The sequence below is a fragment of the Primorskyibacter flagellatus genome, assembly GCF_048268605.1.
Classification (GTDB): domain Bacteria; phylum Pseudomonadota; class Alphaproteobacteria; order Rhodobacterales; family Rhodobacteraceae; genus Primorskyibacter; species Primorskyibacter flagellatus.
In genome coordinates this window covers 191,878-212,615 of sequence record NZ_JBLWVF010000002.1, presented here as the reverse complement: position 1 = coordinate 212,615, position 20,738 = coordinate 191,878, and the positions used below count along the sequence as shown (strand labels likewise).

The window sequence follows — 20,738 nt, the reverse complement described above, 5'->3', positions numbered from 1 at the left end:
GAAGCCCGTTATGTTCCGCCGTTCAAATTTGATGTATTCCGCCGTCGCCTCGGTCGCCGTGATAGCCGCACAGCCCGCTTGGGCGGATGTGACTCCACAGCAGGTCTGGGACGATCTGGAAGCCTATATGACCAGCTTCGGCTATAGCGTGACAGGCACCGAGTCGTCATCCGGCAACGCCCTGACCGTCACCGATTTGGGCCTGTCTATGGACATCCCCGAAGGCGAAGGCACCATGGCCTTTTCCGCGTCCGAGGTCACGTTCGAAGATCTGGGCGACGGAAGCGTGCGCGTGACCTTTCCCGAAAACATGCCGATCAAGCTGAAGGTGAATGACGTCCCTGATGGCGAGCCTTTCGATCTGACCATCGACTATGCCCAACAGGGGTTGCAGATGGTCGTGTCCGGCGAACCCGGCGACATGGTTTACGATTACACCGCCGACAGCCTGGGCATGCGCCTGTCAGAACTTATCGTGGATGGCGAAACGCTAGACCGCGATGCCGCTCGCGCCGATTTCAACTTGAAAGACATCACCGGCACCGCGCGCGTCTCTGTGGGTGACCTGCGTGAGATTTCGCAATCGATGACCACGGGCGGCCTGGATTATGACGCCGCGTTCAAAGATCCGGAAACCGGAAATTCGGTGGAGTTCACCGGGACAGTTTCCGGGGTGTCGTTCGAAGGCGACACCACGATCCCGCTGGATATGGACCCCGAAGACATGCCCGCCATGCTGGCCGCAGGCTTTGCCGTCAATGGCATGATCAACCACACTGGCGGATCAGGCACCTTTGCCGCGAGCGAGGACGGCGATGCGACAACTGGCAAGACCAGCTCGGGTGGAGGCAGTCTTCAGCTACAGATGGACGCCGATGCCATCAGCTACGCGGCAGGTGCAACCGACCTTACCACAAGCTTCGCGGGCAACGAATTGCCCTTCCCAATTGAATCCGCGATGTCGGAAGCCTCGGTCAACCTGACGATACCGGTCTCCAAGAGCGAAGAGGCCAGCGACGTCGCCTTGGGCGTGAACCTTGCCGGGTTCACCATGTCGGACATGCTTTGGAACATCTTCGATTCGGACAAGGTATTGCCGCGCGATCCGGCGACCGTGGCGTTTGATCTGACCGGGAAGGTCAAGATGCTGGTGGACCTCATGGACGCCGAGCAGATGGCCGCCGCCGACAGGGGCGAGATCACACCCGCAGAGCCGCAATCGCTGTCGCTGAGCGGGCTTCTGATCGAAGCGATCGGCGCACGCGTGACAGGTGACGGCGACTTCACCTTCGACAACTCGGACCTCACAACCTTTGACGGCATGCCGCGCCCCGAAGGCACATTGAATGTCACTGTAAACGGCGCAAACGGGGTCATCGACAAGCTGATCCAGATGGGACTGATGAAGGAACAGGACGCGATGGGTGCCCGTATGATGCTGAGCATGTTCTCGGTGCCCGCCGGGGGTGAGGATGAGTTGAAATCAACCATCGAGATCACCGAGCAGGGCCATGTTCTGGCCAACGGCCAGCGCATCAAATAGCCCCGCTGCCAACCCCTGTGAACGAGGCTGGCTAAGGCTGGCCTCTTTTGCTTGAAAGCGCCCGTTAAGCTCGCTCCCCTTGCGCAGCCGCACGTCACGCAATAGTTGCAAGCCAACCAACCGCCGGAGATCCGATGACGCATGATCTGGAAACCCTGACACAGTCCCTTCTGGACGCCGCGAAACAGGCCGGGGCAGACTGCGCAGATGCGATTGCCCTGTCAGGCGCGTCTGTTTCCATCGACGTCCGTAACGGGACGCTGGAACAGGCGGAACGCTCGGAAGGCACCGATATCGGATTGCGGGTGTTCGTGGGGCAGCGTCAGGCGAATGTCTCGGCCTCGGACATTTCCCCGCACACGATCACGGAAATGGCAGAGCGCGCCGTTCTGATGGCGCGCGAGGCACCCGAAGATCCCTATGCCGGCATTGCCGATCCCGATCAGCTTGCACAATCCTGGGACGTGGCCGCGCTGGAACTGGCCGATGACACGCCAGAGCCATCCCCCGCCATATTGCAGGAAGACGCCGAACGCGCCGAAGCTGCGGCACTGGCCGTGACCGGTATCAGCCAGGTGCAATCGGCTGCGGCCGCCTATTCCAACCGCCAGATGCATCTGGCGGCCAGCAACGGGTTTTCCGGCGGCTACCGGCGCACCGACCGCTCGCTTTATTGTGTGGCCATCGCCGGGACGGGGGCCGGGATGGAGCGCGACCATGACGGCGACAGCCGGATCTTTCAGTCCGATCTGCGCAGTGCCGAAGATATAGGCACCAGCACCGCCGAACGCACGCTCGCGCGGATGGGTGCCACCAAACCCCCGACCGGCAGCTATCCGGTGCTGTTTGACGAACGTATCTCCGCATCACTGATCGGGCATTTGCTGGCGGCCATCAACGGCAGCGCCATTTCTCGTGGGGCCAGTTGGCTGCGTGACGCGATGGGAGAGCAAGTGCTGCCCGACGGGGTTGACCTGATCGAGAACCCGCACCGGCCCCGTGTCAGCGGCTCGCGTCCGTTCGATGCCGAAGGGCTGCCGACCCGGTCCCGCGACATCGTCAAGGACGGCGTGCTGCAAGGCTGGACGCTGGATCTTGCCACCGCCCGCAAGCTGGGGATGCAAAGCACCGGCAATGCGGTGCGCGGAACAGGTTCTGCCCCTTCGCCCAGTCCGGGCAACGTCACAATGACGCAAGGTACGCAGAGCCGCGAAGAGCTGATCCGCGATATGGGCACGGGCCTGCTGGTGACGTCGATGATCGGCTCGACCATAAACCCCAATACCGGCGACTATTCGCGCGGGGCCTCTGGCCTGTGGATCGAGAACGGCCAGATCGCCGGGGCGGTCAACGAATGCACCGTCGCAGGCAACCTGCGCGACATGCTGCGCGGGCTGCGTCCGGCCAATGACGCGCGCCCGTGGTTGTCGCGTGTCGTACCGTCACTGCTGGTCGAGGGGCTGACCCTCGCCGGGAGCTGAGCGGGGTGGACGCACCCGTGGATAGCTTGCCCGCACAGGACCTGTCTTTGCTGATCCACGCTGCCCGCGCGGCGGGACAGACCGCATTGGCCTTCGCTGGTCCGACGGCGCGGTTCTGGGAAAAACCCGATGGTGCCGGCCCGGTGACAGAGGCGGATCTCGCCGTCAATGAAACCCTGAAACGGATCCTGCGGGACGCCCGGCCGGATTATGGCTGGCTGAGCGAGGAAGATGTGGACGGCCCTGCCCGGCTGACGACGCGCCGCACCTTCGTCATAGATCCAATCGACGGCACCCGCAGCTTTATGAAAGGCGATGCCGCCTGGGCGCATTCCATAGCCGTGGTGGAGGATGGGCGCGTGACCGCTGGCGTGATTCACCTGCCCATGATGGACAAGCTTTACGCGGCGGCACAGGGCGGCGGGGCTGTCCTGAACGATGCGCCGATCCACGTCAGCGATGCGCGTCAGCTTAGCGGTGCAGAAGTGCTGGTGGCGCGCCCCACGATGTTGGACAAAAACTGGATCGGCACGCCACCAAAGCTGAACCGGCACCATCGTCCGTCGCTGGCCTACCGCATGGCCTTGGTGGCGCAAGGCCGGTTCGACGCCATGGTGACGCTGCGTGCCAGCTGGGAATGGGACATCGCGGCCGGTGCGGTGATCTGCGCCGAAGCCGGCGCGCGTGTCTCGGACCGCTTCGGCGATCCGTTACGCTTCAACGGGGCGCATCCGCAGACGCCCGGCGCGCTTGTCGCCGCTCCGCCACTGCACGACGCGTTTCTCGGCGCGTTGCGGCCGTGACCTGACACCCCGGCGGACTGTGGCTTGACCCTGCCCGGCCAACCCGTACCCTGTAGAAGACACGCCTGAAAGGACATGACATGACCCAGCGCCTGCATCTCGTCTTCGGAGGCGAATTGGTCGATCCGACAAAATCCGAGTTCAAGAATATGGACGATATTCACATCGTCGGCATGTTTCCGAATTACGAAACCGCCTATAACGCCTGGAAATCAGAAGCGCAGCGCACCGTCGACAACGCCCATATGCGCTATTTCATCGCGCATCTGCACCGGCTGCGCGACGAAGAAACAGAAGCATCCTCGACCGAGGAACTTGGCTGACATTGGCCCGCGCTCCGCTCAGCCTTGCCGCCTACCTTGCCCTGTCGCGTGGCCGCGCGTCCGAGATCAGCAGCGCGCCAATGCCAAGCCGCCCGGCAGGGGCGCTGGTCTGGGCGCATACCGAGGACGCAAGCCAACTGCGGGCGCTGTCGGATATTTGCCAGCGGCTGGGGCAGCAGCGCAACGGGTTCGTCTGCCTGCTGACCTATTGCAAGGGCGAACCGCCAAGACATGATCTGGCCGGCGTGATCTGCCTACGTCTGCCCCCCGACACTGTTGCGGATTCAGCCGCATTTCTTACGCATTGGTCCCCGACTGCCTGCTTGTGGACCGGATCGGAATTGCGCCCCGTCCTGTTGCGGGCCGCGGCGGAACGCGGCTGTGCGTTGGCGCTTCTTGATATTCAGGACAAAGCGTTTTCCACCCCTGCGCTGCGATGGCTACCTGACACCGTGATCTCGACGTTGCGGCTGTTCGACAGGCACTTCGCAGTCAATGGCAACGCCCTGCGACGCCTCAGACGGCTTGGATTGGGCGGCAATTCGATCCGCGTCGCAGGCCCACTTCTGGAAACACCGTTGCCGTTGCCTTGTAACGATGTCGATCATTCCGACGCGGCTGCGATGTTGTCCGGGCGCCCGGTCTGGCTGGCCGCAAGGGTCCAGGCGAACGAAGTGGACATCGTACTGAACGCCTTTCGGCAGATCAGGCGGCTGGCGCATCGGCTGCTTCTGGTGATCGTACCCGAAGTGGGTGTCGATGCCGGAATTATCCTCAATAAAATTGAAGAAAGTGCGTTGCGTCATGCCTGCTGGGACATCGGCGAACAGCCCGACGAAGCGACAGAGATCCTGCTGGTCGTGGACATTGCCGATCTGGGCCTGTGGTACAGGCTGGCACCGGTCAGTCTGGTCGGATCCTCGCTGTTGACGGGCCAGAAAGGGCGCAATCCGTTCGAAGCGGCAGCTCTGGGATCTGCGGTCCTGCACGGCCCCGATGTGGGGTCTTATTTGCCAAGCTATTCGCGGCTTGCAAAAGCGGGGGCAGCGCGCGTCGTCCGGGACGCTGAAACGCTGGCCGCCGCCGTAGCACAGCTCATTGCCCCGGATCGCGCCGCCCAGATGGCCCATGCGGGGTGGGAAGTGGTCTCGGAAGGGGCAGAACTGACCAATCAGGTGATCGCGTTTCTCAACGAGGCGCTGGACGCGGCGGAGGAGGATTGATGCAGGCGCCGCTGTTCTGGGATAATTCGCCCGACGCTCCGGGCTGGCGCGCGCGCCTGCTGACACCACTGTCGCGGATCACTGCGGCGGTCACGGCACGGCGCGTGGCAAAAGCGGGAAAACGACTGTCGGTGCCGGTGATCTGCATTGGCAACATCAATGCCGGCGGGACTGGCAAAACCCCCACCGCCATCGCGCTGGTGCAACGCCTGATGGAAAAAGGCCACAGCCCGCATGTGGTGTCCCGCGGGTATGGCGGGTCAGAGCCGGGACCGCTGCGGGTGGATCCCGTTGCGCATACCGCAGCGCGGGTCGGGGACGAGCCATTGCTGCTGGCGGCGTTCTGTCCGGCCTGGGTCGCGCGGGACCGCGCCGCCGGTGCCCATGCGGCAATTTCTGCCGGCGCGGATGTGATCGTGCTGGATGACGGGTTCCAGAACCCCGCCATCGAGAAGGATCTCAGCATTGTCGTCGTGGATGCGGCCCGCGGGTTTGGCAACGGGCGCTGTATGCCCGCAGGCCCCCTGCGAGAGCCGGTGGCCTCAGGCATGGCACGGGCAGATCTTGTGCTGTCCATCGGCGCAGCACCCGCACAGCGGCGTTTTACACAGACGTGGGGCAACGCGATCACCGTCCCGCAGATAGCAGGCGCGCTGGAACCGCTGCCCACCGGGATGGATTGGGCCGAAACCCGCGCGCTGGCATTTGCGGGCATCGGCCATCCCGAGAAATTCTTTGCAACCCTTCGCGGCCTGGGCACCGACGTGATGCGGGCAGAGGCGCTCAGCGATCACCAGCCACTGACGCCTGCCTTGATGGCCCGGCTGGAGACCGAGGCGCGCTTGCTGGGGGCCGAGCTTGTGACCACAGAGAAAGACGCCGTCCGCCTGCCCGCAAACTTTCGGCAGAAGGTGGTGACGCTGCCCGTCCGGCTGGAGATCCCCGACTGGATGGTTCTGGACCGGGCGCTTGACCGTGTTTTGGGACCATCATCCGGCGCTTGATGCGCCATTCGGCGTAAGGAAATGCGCCTCATCTCGCCCACCATCCCGCAACCTTTGCGGCGCGACAGGCGTCCCGACGATCGCCGCTCATTCCGCCGCGAGCGGTCTGTCGGTGGGCAATTCAATCGCAGGCTGGCCGATCAGGGCAATGTCGGCAATCACGCCACGCAGAAGTTTTCGGAACTCGTGGAAATCGCTGTTCGGCCGGATTGCCTTTTCATCAAGATAGATGGCGCGATCAATCTCGATCTGGATAGCGTGCTGCCCCCGGTTCGGACGCCCGTAGTGCTGAGTGATGAACGCACCCGCGAAGGGCGCATTGCGCACCACGCACAGCCCCGCGGCGGTAAAGGCGGCCTCTACCCTATCGACCACGTCGCCATCGGCGGAGGCCCCAAACCGGTCGCCCAGCACAATATCCGGGCGACGCGCCCCGAAACGGGTGATGCCGTCTACCGCCTCATGCGGCATGGAATGACAATCCACGAGTATCGACTGACCGAACTGCTGCTGTGCCTGATCCAGAAGCGTCTGCATCTGTTCGTGATAGGGCTGCCAGTAACGGGTCAGGCGGCGATGCGCTTCTGCCAGTGGCAGCTTGCCACGATAGATGGCACGGCCATTGGCCACCACGCGCGGCACCACGCCAAGTCCCGACGCAACACGCGGGTTGTGAACAGAGCGCCGGACACCCTCGATCAGGGCCGGGTCAAGCTCTTCCGCGCTGCGGTTGTAGTCGATGAACGCGCGCGGTGCGCCGGCCTTCAGAAACGGTGCCCCGAACAGTGGCACGCTTTCGAACAGCTGATCGACATACGCATCCTCGGACGTGCGGATCGAATGCTCGTCCAGCTGGGTGCTGCGCAGAAACGACCAAGGGTAGTCTCGACCGCTATGCGGCGAGGCAAAGACCACGCAGGATGTGCGTGCGTCCGGGTGCATGACGTGATAGGCGGCCTTCGGCATCGGTTCTCCTCTTCGCATTAGCATAGCCCGGTTTCATGCTGTGCCAAAAGCCCCTTGATCTTGTCTGCGACTCCTTTTAAAGACCCCTCTACCGGCGCGGGTTTCCGCGCCCCATTCATGTTGGGGCACGTATATTGCATCGGTTTCATGGGCGGTTAGCTCAGCGGTAGAGCACTACGTTGACATCGTAGGGGTCACTGGTTCGATCCCAGTACCGCCCACCATGAATTCACCGCCACCGTGCAAACGGCGGCACCCGTAACCAATGGCGCTTGCGCGCCGCGACGTCAGGAGAGACCCAATGAAGGTCAGAAACTCGCTCCGCTCGCTCAAGAACCGCCACCGGGATTGCCGTGTGGTGCGTCGCAAGGGCCGCGTGTACGTTATCAACAAGACCCAGCGACGGTTCAAAGCCCGCCAGGGCTGAAGACCGCTTTTGCGGCCCCCTTGCGGGGACAAGCGAAAAGGCCGCCCCGACGGGGCGGCCTTTTTCGTGTCCGGCTGAATGGGTGGAAAAGACGCTCAGGCGCAATCGCAGCCGGACCACGACAAAACCAGTGTCAGGTCATTCATAAACCCGCTGATCGTCGATAACCTTGCCGTCATTGGGAAGGGTGCCCTTGGCGACAACCTCTATCTGACCTTTCAGTTTCAGCACCTCTGCCACCGATTTCTCATAATCCTCTACGGCGGGCGCGTCGCTTTCCAACTGCACGGTCATCACATCCATCTCGCCGTCGCGGGTGGCGATGACGCGGGCGCGGCTTATTTCGCCATGTTTCGCAACAAGGGCCGCCACCTGTTCGGGACGCACGAACATGCCTTTGATCTTGGTGGTCTGGTCGGCACGCCCCATCCAGCCCTTGATCCTTGTGTTGGTACGGCCGCAGGGGCTGCGGCCCGGCATCACAGCAGACAGATCGCCCGTGGCAAAGCGGATCAACGGATAATCGGGGTTGAGCGTGGTGACAACAAGCTCGCCGACATCGCCGGGCCGAACCGGCGTGCCGGTGCCGGGGGTGACGATTTCCACGATGACATGCTCATCCAGAATCATGCCTTCCATCGCCGGACTTTCATAGGCGACATGCCCCAGATCGGCAGTGGCATAGCATTGCATGCAAGTGATCCCCCGGTCGGCATATTCCTGTCGCAGAGAGGGAAAGAGCGCCCCGCCACCGACCGCCGCCTTGGTGATCTTCAGCGCAACACCCATCTCGCCAGCCTTGTCGAGGATCAGCTTGAGATAATCCGGTGTGCCCGCATAAGCGGTGGTGTCCACGGCCTGCGCGGCCTGCACCTGAAGCTCTGTCTGGCCGGTGCCAGCGGGCAGCACTGTGGCCCCCACGGCGCGCGCGCCATTCTCGAATATCATGCCGGCCGGGGTCAGGTGATAGCCAAAGCAGTTCTGCACAACATCACCCGCGCCGATGCCGCAGGCATGCAAGAACCGCCCCATGCGCCACCAGTCATGGCCCACGCCCCCCGGTTCATAAATCGGCCCAGGCGATTGAAATACATGCGCAAAACCCGACACGGGCAATCCGCCGAAAGGCGGATTCTCTGCCTGACGCGCGGCCAGTTCGGATTTGCGAAGCACCGGCAACGCCGCCAATCCGCCCAGATCCGTGACCGGATCGTACCCGTTGCGCTGAAGCTGTGCGTTCAATGCCTGCAAATGCGCCGCCTCTCGCGCATCCTGACTGCGGGTTTCCAGATTGTCGAAATAAGTGGTCATGCCGCGTCTCCCCTGATGGGCCGTATATTGAAATCAAGACTTGCAGCGCCAAGTCTGGCAGACATCCCAAGACCGGATTGAAGTGGCCAGATCATGTGGTTCACCAAAGGCCGGTCACGCCAGCCACCGTTTCCGGCGGCGATAGCTGCGCACGTCGCGAAAGGACTTTCGGCCCTCGTCCGACATGCCCAGATAGAATTCCTTGACGTCCGGGTTTTCGCGCAGCTCAGCGGCGGGTCCGTCCATCACCACCCGCCCGCTTTCCAGAATATAGCCGTAATGGGCAAAGCGCAGCGCCACGTTGGTGTTCTGTTCGGCCAGAAGAAAGCTAACACCCTCGTTCTCGTTCACCGATTTGACGATGCCGAAAATCTGTTCAACCAGTTGCGGTGCCAGACCCATAGACGGCTCGTCCAGCAGGATCGTTTCGGGTCTGCTCATCAACGCGCGCCCGATGGCGCACATCTGCTGCTCCCCGCCCGAGGTATAGCCGGCCTGAGATTTGCGGCGCTCCTTCAGACGCGGAAAATAGTCGTAGACCATTTCCAGATCCCGTTCGACTGCGGCCCGCCCATCGCGCCGCGTATAGGCGCCGGTCATCAGGTTTTCCTCGACCGTCAGATGCGAAAAGCAGTGCCGCCCCTCCATCACCTGAATGACGCCCTTGCGGACAAGCTCGGCGGGATCACGGTCCTGCACGCTTTCGCCGCGGTAGATGATGGATCCCTTGGTGACCTCGCCGCGTTCGGAATGCAGCAGGTTGGAGATCGCCTTGAGCGTCGTCGTCTTGCCCGCGCCATTGCCGCCCAGCAAAGCGGTGATCCCGCCTTTGGGAACTGACAGGGACACACCTTTCAGCACGAGGATCACGTGATTGTAGATCACCTCGATATTATTGACCTCAAGAAGCATCTCTTGCGTGTTTTCGGCGTCCGGCATGGGTCTACTTCTCTTGCAGGAGTTCAGATTTCCCGGCGGCAGCATGCGCCGCCGCCGGGACAGGGGCGTTTAGCCCTCGCAGTCTTCGTTCACCGGCCAAGGCGCGTTGGCGTCCGCATATTCAGAGGCGCTCGACGCGATCAGTTCGGCATAATTGTCGACATTCGCGGTCAGCAGATCGGACACTTTCACGAACTTCTCGCCGTCCCATTCCAGCATCCAGCCGCCAGAATGCCCGGTGTGGTTGGAACAAGAGGTCGAGAACGGCGGCACCATGCCATCAAGGCCCAGTTCGGAAATCCGCTCTTCGGTCATGTTGATGTTCTCCAGTCCCCAGCGCAGCTGACCGGGGTCGATCTCGGCGGTGTCGAAATGTTTCTGCGCAGTAGCGATGCCTTCACCCAGAATGGCAGAGATGATGATCCCGCGCGAATAGAACACACCGGACATTTCCTCTTCGTTGGACTGGCTGTTTCCGGCATCCACGACGTGCTTCTTGATGTCGGCCATGACCGGCGCATCGGCATTGGGGAAGGACCAGCTGATCGATTTGTAACCCTTGCCGTCTTCGCCGACGATCTTCAGGTCAGCGTCATGCCCGGCCCACCAGACGCCCAGCATGTTTTCCATCGGGAACTTGGTCTTCACTGCTTCGGTGATGGCACCTGCATTCATCGCGCCCCAGCCCCACATCACAACGTAATCGGGACGTTCGCGGCGGATCTGCAACCACTGTGCCGACTGGTTCTGCATTTCCTTCAGTCCGACCGGAACCGGCACGAGTTCAAAGCCTTTCTGCTCGGCAAGAGACTCCATCAAAGGCAGCGGCTCTTTACCGAACGGGTGGTCAAGATGCAGGAAGACGATCTTCTTGCCATCCAGTGACCCCTGTCCTTCAATATACTGAACGATCATGTCGGCAGCGTCCCAATATCCTGCCGGGATATTGAACGCCCACTGAAAGACCTTGCCATCGGCCATCGGCGAGAAGCCATAGCCGGGCGCGAGGATGGGAATTTCGTCAACATTGGTCTTGGGCAAAACCTGAAGCGTGATACCGGTCGACCAAGGCTGCGTCACGATCGCCTTGCCCTTGGTCTTTTCGTAGCATTCGACACCTTTCTCGGTCGAATAGCCGGTCTCGCATTCCTCAAAGTCGATCATTGCACCGCCGATGCCACCATCGCGCGCGTTGAGCATCGCCATATAGTCGGCCTGCCCGTTCATCAGCGGAATGCCCGTGGCCGCGAAAGGCCCGGTCCGGTAACTCAGGTTCGGCGTGTACAGCCCTTCGGCAATTGCGGCGCCCCCGCCAAGCGACGCAATCACCGCAGCGGCGGCCAGTCTGGTAAAGTGTTTCATCTATATTCCTCCCATTGGATTTCGACAATTTTTGGTTTTTTTGGTTTCTTGGGCCGTTCGCTTAGTAGGGAAACGGCCAGATGATCAGTTTTTCGCGGATCAGCGCCCAAAGCCGGGCCAGCCCGTGCGGCTCGATGATCAGAAAGAAGATGATAAGCGAGCCAATGATCATGATGTTGAGATGTTCGACCATGGCAGATGAAATCGGGATGCCCAGGGTTTGCGGCAAGGTGTTGAGCACCACCGGCAGCCCGACGATCAGGATCGCGCCAAGGTAATTCCCCATGATGGACCCCAACCCACCGATGATAGCGATGAACAGAATTCGAAAGCTCAGCGGGATGTCAAAAAGGTTCGGCTCTGCCGCGCCGCGCCACATGAAGACAAACAGCGCACCCGCTACACCGACGATATAAGACGACACCATGAAGGCCGTCAGCTTGGATTTCATCAGGTTGATCCCGATAAGCTCTGCCGCGATGTCCATGTCGCGCGTCGCTTTCCAGGTCCGCCCCAGATTGCCGCGGGTCAGATTGATGCACAGCAAGGTCAGCAACGTCACGATGCCGAGAACGACGAAATACTGGATCATCGAATCTGCCTGCGGCCCGGCGATATAAACACCGAACATCTTCAGATTGGGCACCTGGATCGCGCCGGAGGCGTTGTAATTGTACAACCACGCCCATTTCTCAAACAGCCAGACCAGAAAGAACTGCGCCGCCAGTGTCGCGATCGCAAGGTAGAACCCCTTGATCCGCAGGCTGGGGATACCAAAGGCCACGCCGACGCCCGCGCTGAACACACCAGATAACAGAATTGCCACAACCGGGTTCATCCACGGCATGATTGTGACCATCTTGTAGCAGGCATAGGCGCCCACGCCCATAAAGGCCGCTGTCCCAAGGCTCAGCTGCCCGGCATAGCCGGTCAGGATGTTCAGCCCCATCGCCGCCAGCGAATAGATCAGGATCGGGATCAGCAATGTCTGAAAAGTGAACTCCGAGGCGGTCAACGGGAAAACCACCCAGGCAAAGATCAGGATAATTCCCAGCAGATAGGCATCCTGCCGGATCGGGAACAGTGCCTGATCCGCAGTATAGCTGGTCTTGAATTGTCCGGCTGTTCTGTAAAGCATCCGTTGATCTCTTTCCTTGCCAGCGCGACAACTGCCATCACGCCCAATCCGGTCTTCTGGTCGGCGCGCCAGCGCTCCACCTCTTCACGTCGGCCCCGCAGCAGCCAGCAGAACCACAATCATCACACGCGTCGTGCATCTCGGGCTCTGCCAAAAGCGTCTAACTGCCACGTCCCGAACTGCCACCTTCTAGTCTGCGCACCCATGCTTCTTCTTGGTGCCAAATACTCCCGCCGGAGGCTCCCGAACGTGCCTCCGGCGGTCGCTAAACCCTCTCGATAATTCGTTCGCCAAACAGACCCTGAGGACGGAACAACAAAACGATCAGCGCCAGTACAAAGGCGAACCACGTTTCGGTATTGCCCCCTAGCAGCGGCTGGCCCCAATAGATCTCGAAAAGCTTCTCCAGCATCCCGATCATCAACCCGCCGACGATCGCCCCGGTAATGGATTCCAGACCGCCCAGCATCAGAACCGGCAGCGCTTTGTAGGCGATCACCTCCAGAGCAAAGCTGACACCGGCCCGCGCACCCCAGGCGATGCCCGTCACCAGTGCGATGATGCCCGCGATAAACCAGACCAGAACCCAGATCGTCTGCAATGAAATACCGACCGACAGGGCTGCCTGATGATCATCCCCAAGCGCCCGGATCGCACGGCCCATGCGTGTCTTGTTGAGAAAGATCAGCAAGCCGACCACCAGCAAAGCCGCGACGATAACCGCCGTAATATCCTTCTGCTCCAGGATCAGCAGCCCGCCAAATGGTTCCAGAAGGACCGAGCCCGTGGGAATCCCCAGCTCTTCCGTGATCATCACCTTGTTCTCGCCGCCAAAGATGATCTCGCCCAGTCCGATCAGGAACAGGGTGATCCCGATGGTCGCCATGAACAGAATGATATCCGGCTGGCCCACCAATGGCCGCAGGACAACCCGCTCGATAACCACCGCCAGAACGAACATCACACCAAGCGTCAGCAGAATGCAGATCCACGCAGGCACACCCATTGCGTGCAGCCCTACCAGCGTCAGCGCAGCAAAGACCACCATAATGCCTTGAGCGAAGTTGAAGATCCGGCTGGATCGGTAAATCAACACGAAGCCCAGCGCGATCAGCGCATACAGGATGCCCGAGACCAGCCCCTCCCACAGCACTTGCATTAGAAAGTCCGGCGCTGCGAACATGTCCACGAACGGCGCTACAAAAATGTCATTCAACATGTATTTCACTCCCCGCCCCGGGCTTGACCCGGGGCCTCTCAGCTTGGGCCGCAAGGTCCCGGGTCAAGCCCGGGACAGGTGGTCTGCGATGTCTCAATGTTGCACTCCCAGATATGCGTCGATCACGTCTTGATTGTTGCGCACCTCGTCAGGCGTGCCATCACCAATCTTCTTGCCGTAATCCATCACCACGACCCGGTCCGAGATATCCATGACCACACCCATGTCATGCTCAATCAGCGCAATCGTGGTCCCGAACTCATCATTCACGTCGAGAATAAAGCGGCTCATGTCCTCTTTCTCCTCGACATTCATCCCGGCCATCGGCTCATCCAGCAGCAGGATCGACGGCTCTGCCGCCAGCGCCCGCGCCAGTTCCACGCGCTTCTTCAACCCGTATGGCAAACGCCCCACCGGGGTCTTGCGAATGCTCTGGATCTCCAGAAAGTCGATGACTTCCTCGACCTTCTCGCGATTGGCAATCTCTTCGTCGCGTGCCTTGCCCCACCACATCGCCTGAGAGACAAGCCCCGCACTCATATGCGTCAGCCGCCCGGTCATGATATTGTCCAGAACCGTCATCCCCTCGAAAAGAGCGATGTTCTGAAAAGTCCGCGCCACGCCTTGCCGCGCGACCTCATAGGGTTTCATCGGCGGACGTTTCTCGCCCTTGTACCAGACCTCGCCCTCGGACGGCGTATAGAAGCCCGAGATGATGTTCAGCATCGACGATTTACCCGCACCGTTTGGCCCGATGATCGCCCGAACCTCACCTTCGCGTATGTCGAAAGAGATCTCCTTGATCGCCACCACACCGCCGAATTTCAGCGTGATGTTCCGCATTTCCATCAGCACGCCGCCAATCTGGCGACCATCTGCGGTGACGTATCCTTCGGTATCTTTCACCGCCCGTCCCCCTTGTTCACATCAAACTGTCTGCCCAGCGCGTTCGCGGGATGGCGGGTGGGGTGTCGCCGCAGGCGCACGTCACACGTCATTCTGCCGCCATCGCTTTGGGTGCCACCGGCATGACCTTGGCATCGCGGATCTCCAGCGTCGCCTTGATCTTGCCCTTCCGGCCGTCCTCATAGGTCACTTCGGTCTCGGTATAGATGCTGTCTGACCCGTCATACAAAGCTTCCACCAGATCACCGAACTTCTCGCCGATGATCTTGCGCCGCACCTTGCGGGTCCGGGTCAATTCACCGTCATCGGCGTCCAACTCCTTGTGCAGCACCAGAAACCGATGCACCTGACAGCCCGAAAGCATCTCGTCCTGCGCCACGCTCGCATTCACTTCCTCGACATGCTCCTGGATCATATCCAGAACGCGGCTATGCCCCGCCAACTCCTGATAGGACGCATAGGCGATGTTGTTGCGCTCGGCCCAGTTGCCCACCGCGGTCAGGTCGATGTTGATGAAGGCACAGCACCGGTCGCGTCCCGCTCCCATCACCACCGCCTCAAGGATGTTGGGGTAGAATTTCAGCTTGTTCTCGACATATTTCGGCGCGAACATGGCCCCGTCCGCCATCGCGCCCACATCCTTGGCGCGGTCGATGATCCGCAGATGCCCCGTGCTTTCCTCGATAAAGCCCGCATCGCCGGTCGCCACCCATCCCTCGGCATCCTTGGTATCGGCAGTTGAGTCTGCGTTCTTGTAATACTCCACGAACACGCCGGTGCTGCGATAGAAAACCTCGCCATTCTCGGCGATGCGGATCTCGACACCCGGCGACGGTACACCCACCGTATCGGACCGCACCTGCCCATCGGGCTGCTGCGTGATGAAAACCGAAGCCTCCGTCTGCCCGTATAGCTGCTTTAGATTGATCCCGAGCGCCCGGTAGAAATCAAAGATCTCCGGACCGATCGCCTCACCTGCCGTATAGCCCACACGCACCTTGGAAAACCCCAGCGTGTTCTTCAGCGGACCGAAGACCAGTGCCTCGCCAAGTTTGTAGTGAAGACGATCCAACAGCCCCACCGGCTCGCCATCCAGAATTTTCGGACCAACCTTGCGGGCATGGGACATGAAGTGATGAAACAGCCGCTTTTTCAACGGGCTGGCATCCTCCATCCGGATCATGATGCTGGTCAATTGTGTCTCGAACACCCGCGGCGGCGCAAAATAATAGCTGGGCGCAATCTCGCGCAGGTCCGTCATCATCGTCTCGGGGCTTTCGGGACAATTCACGCAGAACCCCGTCCAATAGGCCTGCCCGATCGAGAAGATGAAATCGCCCACCCAGGCCATCGGCAGATAGGCCAGAACCTCGTCATCCGTCTTCAAATGATCGAACTCGGCGGAATTTTTGGCCGTCTCGATGATATTGCGATTCGACAGCACGACACCCTTGGGCTTTCCGGTCGTGCCAGACGTATACAGCATGACGCAAATGTCGTCGTAATCCTTGCCCGCCTGGCGGCGCTCCAGTTCGGCGCTGAAGTCCTCACGCGCGGCACGTCCCTGATCCTGAACCTGGCTGAACTGATGCAAATGGCTGTGGTCGTATTTGCGCAGGCCGCGCGGGTCGAGATAGATCATATGCTCGAACTGATGCAGCCCTTCCTGCACCTCGATCACCTTGTCGACCTGCTCCTGATCGGCAACGATCACAAAACGCGCGCCACAATGGCCCAGCACATAGGCCATCTCTTCGGCACTGGCATCCTGATACAGCGGCACGGGAACCGCCCCCACCATCTGCGCCGCGACGATTGACCAGTAAAGATAGGGCCGGTTGCGGCCTATGATGGCGATAAAGTCGCCCTCGTTTACACCCAGCTTCAACAGACCCAGTGCCAGCGCCTCAATCTCGCGCTCTGCCTCGGACCATGTCCAGCTTTGCCAGATGCCGTATTCCTTTTCACGATATGCAGGCGAATCGGCATGGATCTTCCCATTGCGCCCAAGCAGCGCAGGAATCGAGCGCAAACCCTCTACACCCTCGGTGAGATGTGCCAAATTCATTCCTCCCAACGTCCGGACTTTGCCGAACAAGACCACTTGATGCGGTTCTGATGTCCATTTGGACAGTGCCCACGCTGCCGGTCAACTTTTTCCTGAACATTTCCCAATTCTTACGAATTGTAACAGCCGCCATGTCGGGCTTTGCGATGCCCGCCCCCGGTGCTAGCCATAAAGGCAAAGAGGACGCACCATGCAAAAGTCAGTTGCGATGACCCGCGCCGGGCTGAACCTGATTCAGCAAGCATTGACGATTTACGACAGCGATCTGCGGCTCGTCGTCTGCAATCGGCGGTTTCAGGAAATGTTCAACCTGCCGCAGGCGCTGTGTACCATCGGTGCCGAATTTGAAGATACGGTCCGCCATCTGGTGATGTGCGGCGAATATGGCGAAGTCGACGATGCCGCGGGCTTCGTGCGCATTCGTGTCGAACAAGCGCTGGCGTTCGAGCCCCATTACATGGAGCGCACCCGCGCGAATGGGCGCGTCATAAGCGTCGAGGGCGCGCCGCTGCCACAGGGCGGCTGGGTCACGGTCTATACCGACATCACCCAGACCCGCAGGCAGGAAGAGCTTCTGCGCACACATTCCGAACATCTGTCCGATCAGGTTCTGGCCCGGTCAGAAGAGCTTTCGGCGATGAACCGCAAACTCGCCGCCACCGTCACCGCTCTGGAGGAAGCCAAGCGCGAATTGACCGAAATGGAGGCCCGCACCCGGCTGGTGGCAGAGATGATGCCCGCGCATATCGCGCATCTTGATGCGGATGGACGCTACACCTATTCGAACCGGCGCCTCAGCACGGTGATTCCGGGACGGCCGTCGGAAATCCTCGGTCTGCATATCTCGGAAACGCTGGGGCCAGAGGCTTTCGCAACGGTAGAACCTTATCTGACGGCTGCCCTTGAGGGACAGCAATCAACGTTCGAATTTACCGATATCCGAAGTTCCCGGCGGATCCGGGCGGCTTTCAATCCCGATCAGTCCGACAATGGTGTCTATATCCTGTCGATGGACGTCACAGAGGAAACGCAGGCGCGGGCTGCGCTGCAACAGACCCGAAAACGAGAATTGGGGGCGCAACTGACATCCGGCCTCGCGCATGATTTTTCCAACCTTCTGACGATCATCCTTGGGATGCAATCACGTTTGCAACGGCTGGACCTGCCGGAAACGGCCGAACCGCTTGTCACCGGCACGGTTCAGGCGGCACGGCGCGGCGGTGCGCTGCTGCACCGGATTGCTGACATGACTGGCCACCGCGCCTTTTCGCCAGAACCGACCTGCATGCCGCAGTTCCTGCGCGATCTGCAAACCCTTGTCACGCCCTCCTTGTCCGATGGGCTGTCGCTGACCGTGGACAATACGTTTTCCGGAGCTTTGCTGCTGGATCCGGGAATGTTGCAGGATTCGATCCTCAATCTGATCCTTAATGCCCGCGATGCCTGCTGCGGGGCCGGCCAGATCACACTTCACGCCCGCCCCCATATGGACACATGGGCCGAGTTTGTTGTCAGCGACACGGGGCCGGGATTTTCGGATCAGGCCCTGACACATGGGCTGGATCCGTTCTTCAGCACCAAGGGTGGCGAGGGCATGGGGCTGGGTCTGGCGATGGTGTACGACATGACAAAGCTGGCGGGCGGTGAGGTCCGACTGGGCAATTCCGACACCGGCGCGCGTGTCACCTTGCGGCTACCATTGCGCCGGGCGCAAACCACGCCAGCGCCCGGTCTTGTCCTGCTTGTCGAGGACAGTCCCGACCTGCGGGCAGGCGTCCGCGAAATGCTGACCGATATGGGTCATGCAGTGGTCGAGGCCGCGTCGGTCGCTGAGGCCGTGCTGCTGGCCAAGGGGCTGCCGGACATTGCCCTGGTGCTGTCGGACGTTTCGCTGGAAGGCCCCGAAACCGGGCTTGCACTGCTTGACCTTCTGCCCGATCACCGCGTCAGCCTGATGACGTCGCTGCCCCCCGACAATCCGCTGCACCGCGAGGCATCGGACCGCGTACCGGTGCTGGCCAAACCGTTCACGCAGGCGCAACTGATGGGGTTCCTGATGCTGCAAAGATCTGCCGCATGACTGCCCTTGTCTCCATCCTCGATGACGAACCGGCGATCCGCCAGATGCTTGCCGATGCATTGGAGGAGGCCGGGTTCCGCACCATGAGCTTTGGCCGCGCGACAGAGTTCGAGGCTGCCTTGCAACGCAACACGCCCGATGTCTGCCTTGTCGATCTGGGGTTGCCGGATCGTGACGGGCTAAGCCTTGTGCACAGGCTGGCGCTGGAACGTGGCGCGATTGTCATCATCATCTCGGGGCGCGCGCAGGTTCAGGACCGGGTGACCGGGCTGGAACTGGGTGCCGACGACTACATCATCAAGCCGTTCGATCCGGCAGAGGTGGTGGCGCGGATCCGCGCCCGCCTGCGCGGCGCGAAACCTGCCCGCGCCTCGGCCAATACGGCGGAATTCAGCGGCTGGACCGCGCATTTCGACCGCTATGTGCTGGAGGATGCCAGTGGCACCGAAACGCCGTTTTCCCATGCCGAGGGAGAGGTTCTGCGGCTGTTCCTGGACAGCCCCAACCGGCTGATAAGCCGCACCCATATGCAGGAAAGTCTGGGCGGCGCTGCGGGCGAAAGCTTTGACCGGGCGATGGACGTCCGCATCTCTCGTCTGCGCACCAAGCTGCGCGAAGACCCCAAGAACCCGCGCCTGATCAAGACGATCTATGGCGCGGGCTATATCTTTCTGGGGGATGTTGTCTGGCGTCAGGGCTGAAACCTGTCGCAGGGTGGAAGCAACGCCGCTAGGGGCGCTCGATCGCGATCGCCGTGCCTTCACCGCCGCCGATGCAAATCGCCGCGATGCCGCGCTTCAACCCGCGAGTCTCCAGCGCGTTGAGCAGCGTCACCATGATCCGCGCACCGCTTGCCCCGATTGGATGACCCAGCGCACAAGCCCCCCCGTTGACGTTCACAATATCGCGCGGCAAGCCCAATTCATGCATGAACGCCATCGGAACTACGGCAAACGCCTCGTTCACCTCCCACAGATCAACATCCGACACCCGCCAACCCAACCGCTCCATCAGTTTCTTCGCGGCAGGCACCGGGGCCGTGGGAAACAGGGCCGGGGCCTGAGCATGGCTGGCATGGCCAAGGATGCGCGCGCGGATCGGCATATCCTGCGCCTCTGCCGTGGACCTGTCGGCCAGGATCAGCGCCGCCGCCCCATCCGAAATTGACGAAGAGTTGGCGGCTGTCACCGTGCCGCCCTTGCGAAAGGCAGGTTTCAACTGTGGGATCTTCTCAGGCCGCGCCTTGCCGGGTTGTTCGTCCTTGGTGATGACCTCTTCGCCGGTGCGGGCATGGACCGTGACCGGCGTGATCTCTTTGTCAAACGCCCCGCTGCGTTCGGCGTCCAATGCGTTCGACAAAGAGGCCAGCGCGTATTGATCCTGCCCCTCGCGGGTGAACTGAAACGCCTCGGCGCAATCTTCGGCAAACGTGCCCATCAGACGGCCCTTGTCGTAGGCATCTTCCAACCCGTCCAGAAACATGTGATCCACGACCTGCTGATGCCCGATCCGCGCCCCATCGCGCATCTTGGGCAGCAGGTAAGGCGCGTTTGTCATGCTCTCCATCCCGCCGGCTGCCATGACCTGCGACTGTCCCAGGGCGATCTGGTCAAAGCACAGCATCGCCGCCTTCATGCCAGAGCCGCACATCTTGTTGAGCGTCGTGGCAGGCACCTCTTCGCCCAGACCGGCCGCAAACCCCGCCTGCCGCGCCGGGGCCTGCCCCTGCCCTGCGGGCAGCACACATCCCATGAGGATCTCGTCCACCGTGCTTCCGCCGGACTGTGCCAAAGCGGCGCGCAGCGCAGCCCCACCCAGGTCAGCGGCACTGACGGCGGAAAACGCGCCTTGAAATCCGCCCATTGCCGTGCGGGCGGCACCCGTAATGACGACTTCGTGCATGCGATCCTCCATGAATGATGTGTCTGACACCTGCATACAGAAT

At 61.1% G+C, this 20,738-nt stretch carries 18 protein-coding genes and 1 tRNA gene; 10 read left to right on the top strand and 9 right to left on the bottom strand.

Going from position 1 to position 20,738, the window contains the following annotated elements:
• Window positions 1–31: 31 nt before the first annotated feature.
• From ACN0WV_RS04190 to lpxK, 6 genes are all read left to right on the top strand, one after another.
• Complete coding sequence (locus ACN0WV_RS04190; protein ID WP_417603980.1) at window positions 32–1,543, top strand: DUF2125 domain-containing protein; 1,512 nt, start codon at window positions 32–34, stop codon at window positions 1,541–1,543.
• A gap of 134 nt (window positions 1,544–1,677) precedes the next feature.
• Complete coding sequence (locus ACN0WV_RS04185; RefSeq protein WP_417603979.1) at window positions 1,678–3,024, top strand: TldD/PmbA family protein; 1,347 nt, start codon at window positions 1,678–1,680, stop codon at window positions 3,022–3,024.
• 26 nt (window positions 3,025–3,050) lie between these two features.
• Window positions 3,051–3,827 carry an inositol monophosphatase family protein gene (locus tag ACN0WV_RS04180; protein ID WP_417604122.1) on the top strand — a complete coding sequence of 259 codons (777 nt, stop codon included), beginning with the start codon at window positions 3,051–3,053 and terminating at the stop codon, window positions 3,825–3,827.
• 80 nt (window positions 3,828–3,907) lie between these two features.
• A complete protein-coding gene (locus ACN0WV_RS04175; RefSeq protein ID WP_116597940.1) occupies window positions 3,908–4,150 on the top strand; it encodes a DUF4170 domain-containing protein in 243 nt (80 codons plus the stop codon).
• 2 nt (window positions 4,151–4,152) lie between these two features.
• Complete coding sequence (locus tag ACN0WV_RS04170) at window positions 4,153–5,373, top strand: 3-deoxy-D-manno-octulosonic acid transferase (protein ID WP_417603978.1); 1,221 nt, start codon at window positions 4,153–4,155, stop codon at window positions 5,371–5,373.
• Window positions 5,373–6,377, top strand: a complete 1,005-nt coding sequence (gene lpxK / locus ACN0WV_RS04165; protein ID WP_417603977.1) for a tetraacyldisaccharide 4'-kinase — start codon at window positions 5,373–5,375, stop codon at window positions 6,375–6,377. The genes ACN0WV_RS04170 and lpxK overlap by 1 nt, the downstream gene beginning before the upstream one ends.
• An 87-nt stretch (window positions 6,378–6,464) precedes the next feature.
• Here lpxK and ACN0WV_RS04160 read toward each other — a convergent pair whose 3' ends face one another.
• Entirely contained in the window at window positions 6,465–7,343 is an 879-nt protein-coding gene (locus tag ACN0WV_RS04160; protein WP_417603976.1) for an N-formylglutamate amidohydrolase, read from the bottom strand.
• Window positions 7,344–7,492: 149 nt separating this feature from the next.
• Between ACN0WV_RS04160 and ACN0WV_RS04155 the strand changes: the two genes are divergently transcribed.
• Together ACN0WV_RS04155 and ykgO are read left to right on the top strand one after the other, a co-directional pair.
• Window positions 7,493–7,567: transfer RNA gene (locus tag ACN0WV_RS04155), tRNA-Val, on the top strand.
• Window positions 7,568–7,644: 77 nt separating this feature from the next.
• Window positions 7,645–7,770, top strand: a complete 126-nt coding sequence (ykgO, locus tag ACN0WV_RS04150) for a type B 50S ribosomal protein L36 (protein WP_005850168.1) — start codon at window positions 7,645–7,647, stop codon at window positions 7,768–7,770.
• A 138-nt stretch (window positions 7,771–7,908) separates the two neighbouring features.
• On the opposite strand, the gene ACN0WV_RS04145 is transcribed toward ykgO, so the two are convergent.
• From ACN0WV_RS04145 to ACN0WV_RS04115, 7 genes are all read right to left on the bottom strand, one after another.
• A complete protein-coding gene (locus tag ACN0WV_RS04145) occupies window positions 7,909–9,081 on the bottom strand; it encodes a phenylacetate--CoA ligase family protein (RefSeq protein WP_417603975.1) in 1,173 nt (390 codons plus the stop codon).
• A 114-nt stretch (window positions 9,082–9,195) separates the two neighbouring features.
• Window positions 9,196–10,020, bottom strand: coding sequence for an ABC transporter ATP-binding protein (locus ACN0WV_RS04140; protein WP_084350484.1), 825 nt, complete (start codon window positions 10,018–10,020; stop codon window positions 9,196–9,198).
• 69 nt (window positions 10,021–10,089) lie between these two features.
• Window positions 10,090–11,382, bottom strand: coding sequence for an ABC transporter substrate-binding protein (locus tag ACN0WV_RS04135; RefSeq protein WP_417603973.1), 1,293 nt, complete (start codon window positions 11,380–11,382; stop codon window positions 10,090–10,092).
• A gap of 61 nt (window positions 11,383–11,443) precedes the next feature.
• Window positions 11,444–12,520, bottom strand: a complete 1,077-nt coding sequence (locus tag ACN0WV_RS04130; protein WP_417603972.1) for a branched-chain amino acid ABC transporter permease — start codon at window positions 12,518–12,520, stop codon at window positions 11,444–11,446.
• A gap of 265 nt (window positions 12,521–12,785) precedes the next feature.
• Window positions 12,786–13,739: a branched-chain amino acid ABC transporter permease gene (locus ACN0WV_RS04125; protein ID WP_417603971.1), complete on the bottom strand. Its 954-nt coding sequence runs from the start codon at window positions 13,737–13,739 to the stop codon at window positions 12,786–12,788.
• 93 nt (window positions 13,740–13,832) lie between these two features.
• Window positions 13,833–14,588 carry an ABC transporter ATP-binding protein gene (locus ACN0WV_RS04120; protein WP_417604121.1) on the bottom strand — a complete coding sequence of 252 codons (756 nt, stop codon included), beginning with the start codon at window positions 14,586–14,588 and terminating at the stop codon, window positions 13,833–13,835.
• A 145-nt stretch (window positions 14,589–14,733) separates the two neighbouring features.
• A complete protein-coding gene (locus ACN0WV_RS04115) occupies window positions 14,734–16,713 on the bottom strand; it encodes an AMP-binding protein (protein ID WP_417603970.1) in 1,980 nt (659 codons plus the stop codon).
• A 190-nt stretch (window positions 16,714–16,903) separates the two neighbouring features.
• Between ACN0WV_RS04115 and ACN0WV_RS04110 the strand changes: the two genes are divergently transcribed.
• Together ACN0WV_RS04110 and ACN0WV_RS04105 are read left to right on the top strand one after the other, a co-directional pair.
• Complete coding sequence (locus tag ACN0WV_RS04110) at window positions 16,904–18,793, top strand: PAS-domain containing protein (RefSeq protein WP_084350489.1); 1,890 nt, start codon at window positions 16,904–16,906, stop codon at window positions 18,791–18,793.
• The gene (locus ACN0WV_RS04105) at window positions 18,790–19,494 is read left to right on the top strand and encodes a response regulator transcription factor (RefSeq protein WP_417603969.1); all 705 of its coding nucleotides are present in this window, start codon (window positions 18,790–18,792) and stop codon (window positions 19,492–19,494) included. The genes ACN0WV_RS04110 and ACN0WV_RS04105 overlap by 4 nt, the downstream gene beginning before the upstream one ends.
• 28 nt (window positions 19,495–19,522) lie before the next feature.
• Here the strand turns inward: ACN0WV_RS04105 and ACN0WV_RS04100 are convergent, their stop codons facing one another.
• The gene (locus tag ACN0WV_RS04100) at window positions 19,523–20,695 is read right to left on the bottom strand and encodes a thiolase family protein (protein ID WP_417603968.1); all 1,173 of its coding nucleotides are present in this window, start codon (window positions 20,693–20,695) and stop codon (window positions 19,523–19,525) included.
• Window positions 20,696–20,738: the final 43 nt, after the last annotated feature.

Coding starts and splice junctions, on each gene's coding strand:
- ACN0WV_RS04190 (WP_417603980.1), top strand. CDS start 32: ATGTATTCCGCCGTCGCCTCGGTCGCCGTGATAGCCGCACAGCCCGCT.
- ACN0WV_RS04185 (WP_417603979.1), top strand. CDS start 1,678: ATGACGCATGATCTGGAAACCCTGACACAGTCCCTTCTGGACGCCGCG.
- ACN0WV_RS04175 (WP_116597940.1), top strand. CDS start 3,908: ATGACCCAGCGCCTGCATCTCGTCTTCGGAGGCGAATTGGTCGATCCG.
- lpxK (WP_417603977.1), top strand. CDS start 5,373: ATGCAGGCGCCGCTGTTCTGGGATAATTCGCCCGACGCTCCGGGCTGG.
- ACN0WV_RS04160 (WP_417603976.1), bottom strand. CDS start 7,343: ATGCCGAAGGCCGCCTATCACGTCATGCACCCGGACGCACGCACATCC.
- ykgO (WP_005850168.1), top strand. CDS start 7,645: ATGAAGGTCAGAAACTCGCTCCGCTCGCTCAAGAACCGCCACCGGGAT.
- ACN0WV_RS04145 (WP_417603975.1), bottom strand. CDS start 9,081: ATGACCACTTATTTCGACAATCTGGAAACCCGCAGTCAGGATGCGCGA.
- ACN0WV_RS04140 (WP_084350484.1), bottom strand. CDS start 10,020: ATGCCGGACGCCGAAAACACGCAAGAGATGCTTCTTGAGGTCAATAAT.
- ACN0WV_RS04135 (WP_417603973.1), bottom strand. CDS start 11,382: ATGAAACACTTTACCAGACTGGCCGCCGCTGCGGTGATTGCGTCGCTT.
- ACN0WV_RS04130 (WP_417603972.1), bottom strand. CDS start 12,520: ATGCTTTACAGAACAGCCGGACAATTCAAGACCAGCTATACTGCGGAT.
- ACN0WV_RS04125 (WP_417603971.1), bottom strand. CDS start 13,739: ATGTTGAATGACATTTTTGTAGCGCCGTTCGTGGACATGTTCGCAGCG.
- ACN0WV_RS04120 (WP_417604121.1), bottom strand. CDS start 14,588: ATGGAAATGCGGAACATCACGCTGAAATTCGGCGGTGTGGTGGCGATC.
- ACN0WV_RS04115 (WP_417603970.1), bottom strand. CDS start 16,713: ATGAATTTGGCACATCTCACCGAGGGTGTAGAGGGTTTGCGCTCGATT.
- ACN0WV_RS04110 (WP_084350489.1), top strand. CDS start 16,904: ATGCAAAAGTCAGTTGCGATGACCCGCGCCGGGCTGAACCTGATTCAG.
- ACN0WV_RS04105 (WP_417603969.1), top strand. CDS start 18,790: ATGACTGCCCTTGTCTCCATCCTCGATGACGAACCGGCGATCCGCCAG.
- ACN0WV_RS04100 (WP_417603968.1), bottom strand. CDS start 20,695: ATGCACGAAGTCGTCATTACGGGTGCCGCCCGCACGGCAATGGGCGGA.